This is a genomic window from Rhodospirillaceae bacterium, assembly GCA_028819475.1.
GTDB lineage: Bacteria > Pseudomonadota > Alphaproteobacteria > Bin65 > Bin65 > Bin65.
Genome location: JAPPLJ010000065.1, coordinates 19,816 through 31,852, shown reverse-complemented (window position 1 = coordinate 31,852; position 12,037 = coordinate 19,816). Strand labels below are relative to the sequence as shown.

12 protein-coding genes, 2 tRNA genes and 1 pseudogene are annotated in these 12,037 nt (G+C 66.6%); all 15 read left to right on the top strand.

What is annotated here, in order from left to right:
• The first annotated feature begins 227 nt into the window (after positions 1 to 227).
• The 15 genes and pseudogenes from OXM58_19405 (at position 228) to nuoH (ending at position 12,028) form a co-directional block, all read left to right on the top strand.
• Positions 228 to 304: transfer RNA gene (locus OXM58_19405), tRNA-Met, on the top strand.
• Between the two features lie 213 nt (positions 305 to 517).
• Positions 518 to 745 (top strand): hypothetical protein, encoded by a 228-nt coding sequence (locus tag OXM58_19400; GenBank protein MDE0150530.1) that lies wholly within the window; start codon positions 518 to 520, stop codon positions 743 to 745.
• A 96-nt stretch (positions 746 to 841) separates the two neighbouring features.
• Positions 842 to 1,300: a hypothetical protein gene (locus OXM58_19395; GenBank protein MDE0150529.1), complete on the top strand. Its 459-nt coding sequence runs from the start codon at positions 842 to 844 to the stop codon at positions 1,298 to 1,300.
• 173 nt (positions 1,301 to 1,473) lie between these two features.
• A complete protein-coding gene (gene recO, locus OXM58_19390; protein ID MDE0150528.1) occupies positions 1,474 to 2,238 on the top strand; it encodes a DNA repair protein RecO in 765 nt (254 codons plus the stop codon).
• A 150-nt stretch (positions 2,239 to 2,388) separates the two neighbouring features.
• Positions 2,389 to 2,874, top strand: a complete 486-nt coding sequence (locus tag OXM58_19385) for a hypothetical protein (GenBank protein MDE0150527.1) — start codon at positions 2,389 to 2,391, stop codon at positions 2,872 to 2,874.
• Positions 2,871 to 3,293, top strand: a complete 423-nt coding sequence (locus tag OXM58_19380) for a PIN domain-containing protein (GenBank protein MDE0150526.1) — start codon at positions 2,871 to 2,873, stop codon at positions 3,291 to 3,293. Before OXM58_19385 ends, OXM58_19380 begins: the two co-directional genes overlap by 4 nt.
• A 187-nt stretch (positions 3,294 to 3,480) precedes the next feature.
• Positions 3,481 to 3,558: transfer RNA gene (locus OXM58_19375), tRNA-Asp, on the top strand.
• Between the two features lie 232 nt (positions 3,559 to 3,790).
• Positions 3,791 to 4,156 (top strand): NADH-quinone oxidoreductase subunit A, encoded by a 366-nt coding sequence (locus tag OXM58_19370; GenBank protein MDE0150525.1) that lies wholly within the window; start codon positions 3,791 to 3,793, stop codon positions 4,154 to 4,156.
• 50 nt (positions 4,157 to 4,206) lie between these two features.
• On the top strand, positions 4,207 to 4,701 hold the full coding sequence (locus OXM58_19365; protein MDE0150524.1) for an NADH-quinone oxidoreductase subunit B: 495 nt from the start codon (positions 4,207 to 4,209) through the stop codon (positions 4,699 to 4,701).
• Positions 4,702 to 4,785: 84 nt separating this feature from the next.
• Positions 4,786 to 5,412, top strand: a complete 627-nt coding sequence (locus OXM58_19360) for an NADH-quinone oxidoreductase subunit C (protein MDE0150523.1) — start codon at positions 4,786 to 4,788, stop codon at positions 5,410 to 5,412.
• Positions 5,413 to 5,416: 4 nt separating this feature from the next.
• A complete protein-coding gene (locus OXM58_19355; protein ID MDE0150522.1) occupies positions 5,417 to 6,682 on the top strand; it encodes an NADH-quinone oxidoreductase subunit D in 1,266 nt (421 codons plus the stop codon).
• A pseudogene (gene nuoE / locus OXM58_19350) lies at positions 6,679 to 7,281 on the top strand (NADH-quinone oxidoreductase subunit NuoE). The gene OXM58_19355 and the pseudogene nuoE overlap by 4 nt, the downstream one beginning before the upstream one ends.
• Before the next feature lie 344 nt (positions 7,282 to 7,625).
• Entirely contained in the window at positions 7,626 to 8,909 is a 1,284-nt protein-coding gene (gene nuoF, locus OXM58_19345) for an NADH-quinone oxidoreductase subunit NuoF (GenBank protein MDE0150521.1), read from the top strand.
• 5 nt (positions 8,910 to 8,914) lie between these two features.
• Complete coding sequence (nuoG, locus tag OXM58_19340) at positions 8,915 to 10,990, top strand: NADH-quinone oxidoreductase subunit NuoG (protein MDE0150520.1); 2,076 nt, start codon at positions 8,915 to 8,917, stop codon at positions 10,988 to 10,990.
• Positions 10,991 to 10,996: 6 nt separating this feature from the next.
• Positions 10,997 to 12,028 carry an NADH-quinone oxidoreductase subunit NuoH gene (gene nuoH / locus OXM58_19335; GenBank protein ID MDE0150519.1) on the top strand — a complete coding sequence of 344 codons (1,032 nt, stop codon included), beginning with the start codon at positions 10,997 to 10,999 and terminating at the stop codon, positions 12,026 to 12,028.
• The last annotated feature ends 9 nt before the right edge of the window (positions 12,029 to 12,037 follow it).

The following is a 12,037-nucleotide window of genomic DNA, read 5'->3' as shown; positions in this document are numbered from 1 at the left end:
CGTGAGACCCGGCGTGAGACCCGGCGTGAGACCCGGCGTGAGACCCGGCGTGAGACCCGGCGTGAGAACCGGCGTGAAGCGCCGCCCCGCTTGACAGGAGCGGGGCCGTGACCCTATCTCGCCGCGTCCCGCGGGGCGGGCGTCTCGCGCGTCGCCAGACAGCCCGCCCGCCAGGCTCCGCCGCCGGAAATCCGGGCAGACGATCGGGGGCAGGGCGACAGGATTGGGGCGGAGTAGCTCAGCTGGTTAGAGCAGCGGAATCATAATCCGCGTGTCGGGGGTTCAAGTCCCTCCTCCGCTACCAATTTTCTTCAATTAATCAATGAGTTACAGGATACCATCCCAAGGCGGTTTTTCATTCTCGAAGCCGTGTCAGCACTATGTCAGCAAATCGGTGTTGACACGGGCGGCAATTTGATCGCGATGGGCGGCACTATACTTGGCAAACAGAGGCAGCAAAATACTTGGCAAACAGAGGCAGCAAAGCTAACACGCCTCCCCGGAATGGAGGTGGAGCATGGGCCTATCGATCTGGCAGATACTCATCGTGGTTGCGGTTGTTGTCCTGTTTGCTGTCTTCGGCATCAGAGGGCTAACCGCGATGTTTGCCTGGGCGGGACGGTCCGGTTCCGGCGCGACGATACTCCTCGTGCTCTTGCTCTTGTTCGCCTTCCCGCTCATGTTCTTCATCGCTGTATTGATGGGTATAGCAAAGCCGAGACAGAGCCGCCGCGAAGATGCTTAGGAAGATGCTGGCGCTGGTATGGTCTACAAGCGGCCATTCGCTCCAGCGCCGCTCGGCCCGGTGGGTCGTCGCCAGTATTTCTTTGGGAGGTCTCCGATGATCCGTCTCGTATTGCTCTTGACTGCGGCGCTGTACGCCGCGCCGGTCGCGGCCGATCAAAAGGATGCGGCTAATCCACAGGATATTGAGCGTGCAGAGAAGGAAATAGAACTGATTCGCACCGCGACTCGGATCGCCAAGCGAGCGCGTATACGAGCGAGAACTGCCGTCTTGCAAACGAAATCAGCACAGAAACGCATCAAAGAATGTGACCGTGCATTTCGAGCGGAAAACCGACGAAGCCTTGAGGATATGCACCCATATTCGAAGTGGGCCGGCAGGCCGTACACGGAATACTTATGGTTTAAGTGCTTCGAAAAGGCATGGCCCTACAATGCTGCGGAGAAACAGCTTTACCAAGTGTTCATTCAGGATGAAATCCAGCGCTATCTCGCCACGGTTTCTGAGGAACAGCGGAAAAGAATGTCTAAAGTGCTCCGGAAGCTGACTATCTGACAATCGGGGGTGTTGCGTCTCCATCGGCGCCCGGCCCTGAATATCGGAAGCAAACAGCCTATTGAAGCCGAAGGCAACGGGCGCAGCCAGTTTCGCCCCACGCCCCGTCGGCGCTTTGGTGACCGGAAGACTTGCCCCCTCCCGCTTGCCCCCTGCGCGACATATCTCCCGCTATGGAATGGACCGACGACGCCATTGTGCTGGCGGCCCGGCGGCTGGGAGAGGGCGGGCTGGTGGTGCAGCTGCTCACCGCCGGGCACGGCCGCCATGCCGGGCTCGCCCGCGGCGGCGGCTCGCGGCGGCAGCGGCCGGTCTATCAGCCGGGCAACGGCGTCCGGGCGACCTGGCGCGGCCGGCTGGCCGAGCATCTCGGCACCCTGACCGCGGAATTGCAGACCGGCCGGGCCGGGCGCTGGATCGCCGATCCGCTGCGCCTCGCCGGCCTCGGCGCCGCCTGCGCGCTTGCCGAGGCCGCGCTGCCGGAGCGCGCGCCCGTGCCCGCCGTCTACCGCGGCCTGCTGGCGCTGCTCGACGCGCTGGAGCGGGACGACTGGGGCGAAGCCTACGTCGCGTGGGAGATCGCGCTGCTCGGCGAACTCGGCTTCGGGCTGGACCTGGAGCGCTGCGCCGCCACGGGCAGCAACGACCGGCTCGCCTTCGTGTCGCCGAACAGCGGCCGGGCGGTCAGCCTGTCCGCCGGCGCGCCCTATGCCGCGAAGTTGCTGCGCCTGCCGGACTTCCTTAACGGCGGGACCGATACTGCGACCGGGGCCGCGACGAGGGCCGGGCCGGCGGGGGTTTCCTGGCCCGACATCGCGGACGGGCTGAAGCTCAGCGGCCATTTCCTCGAGCGCCACGTCTTCGCGCCCCACGACCGCCAACTACCCCCGGCCCGCCGGCGCTTCGCCGAACGGGTGGCAAGAAGCGCTTCGGTATAGCTGCTGCGAATGGCGGGAAGTGCCTGCGCCCAGTCGCGACCCTCTCGGGTGGCGCACATCCTGCTCGTTTATCGACTTTGGAATTGCCCCATTGCCATGCAAACACTAATTTACTAAGTTATCTTAGTAAACCAAGAAGGATAAGTAGGCATGGCAAACATTCGAGTAGCCGACGAAGTATGGATCGCGACGGCACTGCTGCACCGCGGGCATCCGGACCGGGAAGACTTCACCGTCGCGGAAATTGTCCACCGGGCCGAGGCGGAAAAGGCGACAGGCGCCGGTGCGCTGCGACCGGGCGTGCAGGTCCACGCCTATCTCCATTGCGTCGCCAACAAGCCGCCGAATCCGGGGCGCTACCGGATGCTGTTCGAGACGGCAAAGGGCCGCCGCCGCCTGTACCGGCCCGGCGACCCGTGTCACCGCCTTCGCGTTTCGGGCAAGGAAATTCCCAATCTCAGTGAAATACCGCCAGCCTATGGCGACCTGATCGAATGGTATCGGCGGGAGTATGCCGGCGACCGCGAAGGCGACGGCAAAGATCCGATTTTGTCCTTGCGCGGCCTGGGTCGGGAAATCTGGGCAGACGAGGACGCGGATGACTATGTCGCGAGGCTCCGCGAGGGCTGGCAATGAGCAGAATTTTTTGGGACACAAATCTCTTCATTTATCTCCTTGAGGATCAAGGCGAACATGCCAGGCAGGTTACGGCATTGCGCGAATGGATGATGGAGCGCCGGGACGAGCTCCTTACCTCGGCGATCACGCTCGGCGAAGTGCTGGTGAAGCCTCTGGAGACCGGCAATTCCGACTTGGTGCGGCGGTACGAGCACACAATTCTGACAGGAGCGACGATCCTGCCGTTCGATGTCCGTGCAGCCCCAAGGTTTGCCGAGATACGTCGGGATCGTTCGATCGCCGCGCCCGACGCGATACAGCTCGCTTGCGCAGCAGCGGCTGAAACGGACCTGTTCGTGACCAACGACGAGCGCTTGAGCAGAAAGAAGATCGACGGCATCCAGTTCATCCAATCGCTCGATAGGGCGGCGCCATAGGCGATCTCCGGCAATGGCCCCCGCAGCCCCGGGCCGCTTGCTTGACACCCGCCGGGCGCTGCCCTACATGCCGCGCTCTGTAACGCGGTGTTCAGGCGCGCGTTTTCCCGGCGCATTCAGGGGCGCAGTCCGGGCGATTTCCGGGGTGCAATCCCGCGGGGTGCCGGGTCTGCTGCGGGCCTGCTGCGGGGGTGTAGCTCAGTTTGGTTAGAGCGCTGGCCTGTCACGCCAGAGGCCGCGGGTTCGAGTCCCGTCACTCCCGCCACTCCCGCAACCGGCCCGCGGATTTCCCGTCGAAACAGGCGACCGATCACGAAAATTTGCCGCGCGCGGCGGTGCGCCGGCTGTGCGGCCGGGCGGGACCGTGCTAGGGGTATGCAATCGACACGGTCGGCCCTATAACCGGCCTGTCCGGGCCGGCGGAACGCCGGGCGACACGGCAATCCTGACGGACCCCCCCTGATGGAAACCCCTGACGGAAACCCCTGACGGAACCCATGAGCGATATCCTGGCCGAATACCTGCCGATCGCCATCTTTCTGGGGATTGCCCTGGGGCTTGCGATCGCGATGGTCGCCGCCTCGTGGATCCTGGCGAAGCAGAAGCCCTATTCGGAGAAGCTCGCCGCCTATGAGTGCGGCTTCGACGCGTTCGAGGATTCGCGCGGCCAGTTCGACGTGCGCTTCTATCTCGTCGCCATCCTGTTCATCATTTTCGACCTCGAAGTCGCCTTCCTGTTCCCCTGGGCGATCACGCTCTCGGAAACCCAGCATTTCGGCTTCTGGTCGATGGTCGTGTTCCTCGTCATCCTGACCGTCGGTTTCGTCTACGAATGGAAGAAGGGGGCGCTGGAATGGGAGTAGCCGCTCCCGAAAGCGCAGCGGATAGCGCGGCCGGGGCCGCCCCGGCGCAGCTGCCGGAACTGGACGCCTTCCTCGACAAGGAGTTCCGGTCCAAGGGTTTCGTCGTGTCCAGCCTCGATTCGCTGGTCGGCTGGGCCCAGTCCGGCTCGCTCTGGCCGATGACCTTCGGCCTCGCCTGCTGCGCCGTCGAGATGATGCATACTGGGGCGAGCCGCTACGATCTCGACCGGTTCGGCACCGTGTTCTTCCCCAGCCCGCGCCAGTCGGACGTGATGATCGTCGCCGGGACGCTGACCAACAAGATGGCGCCGGCGCTGCGCCGGGTCTACGACCAGATGGCCGAGCCGCGCTGGGTGATCTCGATGGGCTCGTGCGCCAACGGCGGCGGCTACTATCATTATTCCTATTCGGTGGTCCGCGGCTGCGACCGGATCGTGCCGGTCGACGTCTATGTCCCCGGCTGTCCGCCGACCGCGGAGGCGCTGCTCTACGGCGTTCTGCAACTCCAGAAGAAAATCCGCCGCACGGCGAGCTTTGCCCGGTAGCCCCGCGAAACCCGGCAGCCGATGACCCCGGAAGCGCTCAACGACCTGAAGGAGCACGTCCTTGCCGTCCTGCACCCCGACGCAATGGGGGACGCAATGGGGGACGCGGTCGGGGCGGCGATCGAGGCGGACATCGTGCACGGCGAATTGTGCCTCACGGTCGACCGGGCGGCGATCGTCACGGTGCTGACGCGCCTGCGCGACGATCCGAACTGCGCCTTCACCTGCCTGGTCGATCTGTGCGGCGTCGACTGGCCGGCGCGCGCGGAGCGGTTCGACGTCGTCTACAACCTGCTGAGCGTGACCGCGAACCTGCGCTGCCGGGTCAAGGTCCATACCGACGAGGAGACGCCGGTGCCGTCGGTCGCGGAGGTCTACAGCGCCGCCGGCTGGTTCGAACGCGAGGCCTGGGACCTCTACGGCATCTATTTTTCCGACAATCCGGACCTGCGCCGCCTGCTGACCGACTACGGCTTCGACGGCCATCCGCTGCGCAAGGATTTCCCGCTCACCGGCTTCGTCGAGGTGCGCTACGACGAGGAGCAGAAGCGCGTCGTCTACGAGCCCGTGACGCTGCAGCAGGACTACCGGACCTTCGATTTCCTCTCGCCCTGGGAAGGCATGACCCGCGGCCTGCCGCCGGTTGCGCCGGGCGACGAAAAGGCCGCATCGGGCGCATCGGGCGCATCGGCCGGGGCGGCGGAGGGCTAGCGACATGCCTGACGGACGGCCGGCGGCGGGCGCCCTGCAGGGTTCAGGGCAGGGTTCAGGGCAGGGTTCCGGGCTGGGCTCCGGGCCCGGCGACGTCGAGATCAAGAATCTCAATCTGAATTTCGGGCCGCAGCATCCGGCGGCCCACGGCGTGCTGCGCCTGGTGCTGGAGATGGACGGCGAGATCGTCGAACGGGCCGATCCCCATATCGGCCTGCTGCACCGCGGCACCGAAAAGCTGATCGAGCACAAGACCTATCTCCAGGCCGTGCCCTATTTCGACCGGCTCGACTATGTCGCGCCGATGAACCAGGAGCATGCCTTCGCGCTGGCGACAGAGACGCTGCTGGGCCTCGAGGTTCCACCGCGCGGACAGGCGATCCGGGTGCTCTACGCCGAGATCGGCCGGGTACTCAACCATCTGCTCAACGTGCCGGCCTATGCCATGGACGTCGGCGCGCTGACGCCTTTCCTCTGGGCCTTCGAGGAGCGCGAGAAGCTGATGGGCTTCTACGAGCGGGTGTGCGGCGCGCGGCTCCACGCGGCCTATTTCCGGCCCGGCGGCGTGCATCAGGACATGCCGGCCGGCCTGATCGGCGACATCAGGGCCTGGCGCGCGGCCTTCCCGAAGATCGTCGACGATATCGAGACGCTGCTGACGGAAAACCGCATCTTCAAGCAGCGTTCGGTCGATATCGGCGTCGTCACGGCGAAGGACGCGCTGGACTGGGGCTTCTCGGGCCCGATGCTGCGCGCCTCCGGCCTCGCCTGGGACCTGCGCAAGGCGCAGCCCTACGACGGCTACGAGGCCTACGATTTCGACATTCCGGTCGGCAGGAACGGCGATTGCTACGACCGCTATCTCGTGCGCGTCGAGGAAATGCGCCAGAGCCTGCGCATCATCGACCAGGCGCTCGACCGGCTGGAGACACTCGACGGGCCGGTGGCGGCCGACGACAACAAAGTGACGCCGCCGAAGCGGGGCGAGATGAAGCGCTCGATGGAGGCGCTCATCCATCATTTCAAGCTCTATACCGAGGGCTACCGCGTCCCGGCCGGCGAGACCTACACGGCGGTCGAGGCGCCGAAGGGCGAGTTCGGCGTCTATCTGGTCGCCGACGGCAGCAACAAGCCCTACCGCTGCAAGATCCGGGCGCCGGGCTTAGCCCATCTCCAGGCGACCGAATTCATGTCGAAAGGCCACATGCTGGCCGACGTCTGCGCCATCGTCGGTTCCATGGACATCGTGTTCGGCGAGGTCGACCGGTGAGCGGGCCGGCCCAGGCGGCTGTCGAGCAGCCGGAGAGCTTCGCCTTCGACGGCGAGCACGGCCGGGCTGCGGAGCGCGCGATCGCCCGCTATCCGGAGGGCCGGCTGGCGAGCGCGGTGCTGCCGCTGCTCGACCTGGCGCAGCGCCAGCACGGCGGCTGGGTCCCCCGGGCCGCCATCGAGCACATCGCCGGGCGGCTCGGCATGGCCAAGATCCGCGTGATGGAGGTCGCGACCTTCTACACGATGATCAACCTCGCCCCGGTCGGAACGTTCCATCTCCAGGTCTGCGGCACCACCCCCTGCATGATTCGCGGCGCCGGCGAGGTGTTCCGCGCCATCCGTGACGAGGTCGGCATCGGCCCCGGCGAAACCAGCGATGACGGGCAGTTCACCTGCACCGAGGTCGAGTGTCTGGGCGCGTGCGTGAACGCGCCGATGGTCCAGGTGAACGACGATTTCGTCGAGGATCTGACCTACGAGAATTTCGCCGCCGTCCTGCGCGCGCTGAAGAACGGCGACGACCTGTCGGCCGGATCGCAGACCGGCCGCCATTCGTCGGAGCCCGAAGACGGCGCCCTGACCCTGCTCGACGTGCCGCCTCCGGTGCGCTTCGATCCGGCGGCGGTCTACGGCGATCCTTTGGCGGCCGCGGCCGAGGCGCCCGCCGCCGAGCCGCCCGCCGTTGGGGCCGCCCGCCCGCCCGCGCTCGACGGGCCGCGCGGCGGCAAGGCGGATGCGCTCGCCCGCCTCAAGGGCCTCGGGCCGAAGATCGAAAGCGCCCTGCACGGCATCGGCGTCTATCATTTCGATCAGGTCGCCGCCTGGACTCCCGGCGAAAAGCAATGGGTGAACGACGCGCTGAAACTCGGCGGCCGGATCGAACGCGGAGACTGGATCGCGCAGGCCGCGGCGCTGGCCGAAGCGGGGGAGGGCGGCGCCTGATGCTCGACGACCGCGACCGCATCTTCACCAACCTCTACGGCTTCGAGGACTGGGGCCTCGAGGGCGCGCGCCGGCGCGGCGACTGGGATCAGACCGCCTGGTTCCTGGAACAGGGCCGCGCCTGGATCTGCCAGCAGGTCAAGGAATCGGGCCTGCGCGGCCGGGGCGGCGCCGGCTTCCCGACCGGGCTCAAATGGACCTTCATGCCGCCGGACGACAAGCGCGACGGCCGCCCGCACTATCTGGTCGTCAACGCCGACGAATCCGAACCCGGCACCTGCAAGGACCGGGACATCATGCGCCACGATCCGCACAAGCTGGTCGAAGGCTGCCTGATCGCCGGATTCGCGATGGGCGCCAACACAGCCTACATCTATGTCCGCGGCGAATTCTACCGCGAGGGGGAGCGGCTGCAGGCCGCGGTCGACCAGGCCTACGGGGCCGGGCTGATCGGCAAGAATGCCAGCGGCTCGGGCTGGGATTTCGACATCCACATCCATCGCGGCGCCGGCGCCTACATCTGCGGCGAGGAGACCGCGCTGCTGGAGAGCCTGGAAGGCAAGAAGGGCCAGCCGCGCCTCAAGCCGCCGTTCCCGGCCAACGCCGGCCTCTACGGTTGCCCGACCACGGTGAACAACGTCGAATCCATCGCCGTCGTGCCGACGATCCTGCGCCGCGGCGCCGCCTGGTTCGCCGGCATCGGCCGCGACGCGCGCAACACCGGCACCAAGCTGTTCTGCATTTCCGGCCATGTGAACACGCCGTGCAACGTCGAAGAGGCGATGGGCATCCCGTTCCGCGAGCTGATCGAGAAACACGCCGGCGGCGTGCGCGGCGGCTGGGACAACCTGCTGGCCGTCATTCCCGGCGGCTCCTCGGTGCCCTGCCTGCCGGCGGATATCTGCCAGGACCTGCCGATGGACTTCGACACGCTGGCCGGCTTCAAATCCGGCCTCGGCACCGCGGCGGTCATCGTGATGGACCGGTCGACCGATATCGTCGACGCGATCTGCCGCCTGTCGAAATTCTACATGCACGAGAGCTGCGGCCAGTGTACGCCGTGCCGCGAGGGCACCGGCTGGATGTGGCGCGTCATGACGCGGCTGGTGCGCGGCGACGCGGACATCGGCGAGATCGACATGCTGGAAGAGGTGACCTACCAGGTCGAGGGCCACACGATCTGCGCCCTCGGCGACGCGGCGGCTTGGCCGATCCAGGGCCTGATCCGGCATTTCCGGCCCGAACTGGAGCGCCGGATCCTCGAACGCAAGGTGGCGGCGTAAGCGCGATGGCGACGATCACCGTTGACGGTAGCGAGTACGAGGTCGACGGCCGCCTGACCCTGTTTCAGGCGCTGCAGTCGATCGGCAAGGAAGTGCCGCATTTCTGCTTCCACGAGCGGCTGTCGATCGCCGGCAACTGCCGCATGTGCCTAGTCGAGGTGGAGAAGGCGCCCAAGCCGGTGGCGTCCTGCGCGCAGCCGATCATGGACGGCATGGTCGTATTCACCGATTCGGAGAAGACGATCAAGGCCCGCAAGGGCGTGATGGAATTCCTGCTGATCAACCATCCGCTCGACTGCCCGATCTGCGACCAGGGCGGCGAATGCGACCTGCAGGACCAGGCGATGGCCTACGGCCACGACCGAACCCGCTTCGAGGAAAACAAGCGGGCGGTGCACGACAAGGAGATGGGGCCGCTGGTCAAGACCATCATGACCCGCTGCATCCATTGCACCCGCTGCATCCGCTTCGCCGAGGAGGTCGCCGGCGTCGAGGAGATCGGCGCGCTCCACCGCGGCGAGCATATGGAGATCGCGACCTATCTCGAACGCTCGCTGACCTCCGAACTGTCGGGCAACGTCATCGACCTGTGCCCGGTCGGCGCGCTGACCTCCAAGCCCTACGCCTTCACGGCGCGGTCGTGGGAGCTGCGCAAGACCGAATCGGTCGACGTGATGGACGCGGTTGGCTCCAACATCCGGGTCGACAGCCGCGGCGCCGAGGTCATGCGCGTGCTGCCGCGGCTCAACGACGACATCAACGAGGAGTGGATCTCCGACAAAACGCGCTTCGCCTGCGACGGGCTGAAACGGCAGCGGCTCGACCGGCCCTATGTCCGCCGCGACGGCAGGCTGGAGCCCGCCTCTTGGTCCGAAGCCTTTGCCGCGATCGCCGGCCGGATCGCGAAGACCGGCGGCGCGGGCATGGCGGCGATCGCCGGCGACCAGGCCGACTGCGAAGCCATGATCGCGCTGAAAGACCTGTTTGCCGCCTGCGGCTCGGAGAATATCGACTGCCGCCAGGACGGGGCGAAGGTCGATCCGGCGGTGCGCGCGAGTTACCTGTTCAACAGCCGGATCGCGGGAAGCGACGAAGCCGATGCCCTGCTGCTGATCGGCGCCAACCCCCGAATCGAGGCCGCGGTGCTCAACGCCCGCATCCGGCGGCGCTGGCGGGCTGGCGGTTTCCGGATCGGCCTGATCGGCGAGGCGGCGGACCTGACCTACCGCTTAGACCATCTCGGCGCCGGCGCGGAGACGCTGGCCGCGCTCGCCGGCGGCGACCACGGTTTTGCCGATGTGCTGGGACGGGCCGAACGGCCGATGCTGATCGTCGGACCGGGCGTGCTGGCGCGCGACGACGGTGCCGCGATGCTCGGGCTGGCGCGCCGGGCGGCGGAACGCTTCGGCATGGTCGGCGACGGCTGGAACGGCTTCAACGTCCTGCACACGGCAGCGTCGCGGGTCGGCGGGCTCGATCTCGGCTTCGCGCCGGGGCCGGGCGGCCGCGACACCGTCGCGATCCTCGATGGCGCGCAAACGGGCGAAATCGGCCTGGTCTGGCTGCTCGGCGCGGACGAGATCGACATGGAGCGCCTCGGCAAATCTTTCGTCGTCTACCAGGGCCATCACGGCGACGCCGGCGCGGGGCGGGCCGACGTCATCCTGCCGGGCGCGGCCTATACCGAGAAAAGCGCGACCTATGTGAATGTCGAGGGCCGGCCGCAACGGACGGCGCTGGCCATCTTCCCGCCCGGCGATGCGCGCGAGGACTGGACCATCGTTCGCGCGTTCTCGGAGGTGGCGGGACACACGCTGCCTTACGATTCGCTGGCCCAGGTCCGCGCCCGGCTGGCCGACGCCAACCCGGTCTTCGACGCGGTTGACGAAATCGTGCCGGCCGAATGGGAGGGCTTTGGCGGCGATATTTCCGACGCTGCCCTTGATCCCGCGCCGTTCCGCTCGCCGGTCGGGAATTTCTACATGACCGACCCGATCGGCCGCTGCTCGGAGACCATGGCGCAATGCACGCAGATGCGCCGGTCGCTCGACGCCGGCGCACGCACGGGCACGGACGGGTAGCGCCCCATGATGGTGTTCTGGGAAGGCTACGCCCTGCCGGCGCTGATCCTGATCGGCTGGATCCTGCTGATCGTCGTGCCGCTATTGGGCGGCATGGCCCTGCTCACCTGGTACGAGCGCAAGGTCCTGGCCGCCATGATGCTGCGCAAGGGGCCGAACGTGGTCGGTCCGTTCGGCCTGCTCCAGCCGATGGCCGACGGCCTCAAGCTGCTGATGAAGGAGACGGTGATTCCGTCCGGCGCCAACCGGGCGGTGTTCCTGTTCGCGCCGGTCCTGACCTTCACCCTCGCCCTGATCGCCTGGGCGGTCATCCCGCTGGGCCAGAGCGAGAGCGGCATCTGGGTCATCTCCAACATCAATGTCGGCATCCTCTATCTCTTCGCGATTTCCTCGCTCGGCGTGTACGGCATCATCATGGCCGGCTGGGCGAGCAATTCGCGCTACGCCTTTCTCGGCGCCCTGCGCTCGGCGGCGCAGATGGTGTCCTACGAGGTCTCCATCGGCTTCGTGTTGATCACGGTGCTGATCGTAGCCGGCTCGCTCAACCTTGCGGAGATCGTGCTCGCCCAGCAGGGCGGCTTCTGGAACTGGTACTGGATCCCGCTGGCGCCGATGTTCGTGGTGTTCTTCATCTCCGCGCTGGCCGAGACCAACCGCCATCCCTTCGACCTGCCGGAGGCCGAGGCCGAACTGGTCGCCGGCTATTTCGTCGAATATTCCGCCTTTCCCTTCGCCCTGTTCTTCCTGGGCGAATACATCAACATGATCATGATGAGCGGCATCACCGCCGTCCTGTTCATGGGCGGCTGGCTGCCGCCGCTCGACGTCTGGTGGCTGAACTGGATTCCGGGGCCGATCTGGCTCGCCCTGAAGATCGCGTTCCTGCTGTTCGTCTTCATCTGGGTGCGCGCGACGCTGCCGCGCTATCGCTACGACCAGCTGATGCGGCTGGGCTGGAAGGTCTTCCTGCCCCTGTCCCTGATCGCCGTCGTGGCGTATTCCGGCGTGTTGCTGTACGCCGGCTGGCTGCCGGCCTAGGGGAGCGAG

Bases quoted from the DNA above. Each gene is read 5' to 3' on its own strand.
- OXM58_19400 (MDE0150530.1), top strand. From the start codon at position 518: ATGGGCCTATCGATCTGGCAGATACTCATCGTGGTTGCGGTTGTTGTC.
- OXM58_19395 (MDE0150529.1), top strand. From the start codon at position 842: ATGATCCGTCTCGTATTGCTCTTGACTGCGGCGCTGTACGCCGCGCCG.
- recO (MDE0150528.1), top strand. From the start codon at position 1,474: ATGGAATGGACCGACGACGCCATTGTGCTGGCGGCCCGGCGGCTGGGA.
- OXM58_19385 (MDE0150527.1), top strand. From the start codon at position 2,389: ATGGCAAACATTCGAGTAGCCGACGAAGTATGGATCGCGACGGCACTG.
- OXM58_19380 (MDE0150526.1), top strand. From the start codon at position 2,871: ATGAGCAGAATTTTTTGGGACACAAATCTCTTCATTTATCTCCTTGAG.
- OXM58_19370 (MDE0150525.1), top strand. From the start codon at position 3,791: ATGAGCGATATCCTGGCCGAATACCTGCCGATCGCCATCTTTCTGGGG.
- OXM58_19360 (MDE0150523.1), top strand. From the start codon at position 4,786: ATGGGGGACGCAATGGGGGACGCGGTCGGGGCGGCGATCGAGGCGGAC.
- OXM58_19355 (MDE0150522.1), top strand. From the start codon at position 5,417: ATGCCTGACGGACGGCCGGCGGCGGGCGCCCTGCAGGGTTCAGGGCAG.
- nuoF (MDE0150521.1), top strand. From the start codon at position 7,626: ATGCTCGACGACCGCGACCGCATCTTCACCAACCTCTACGGCTTCGAG.
- nuoG (MDE0150520.1), top strand. From the start codon at position 8,915: ATGGCGACGATCACCGTTGACGGTAGCGAGTACGAGGTCGACGGCCGC.
- nuoH (MDE0150519.1), top strand. From the start codon at position 10,997: ATGATGGTGTTCTGGGAAGGCTACGCCCTGCCGGCGCTGATCCTGATC.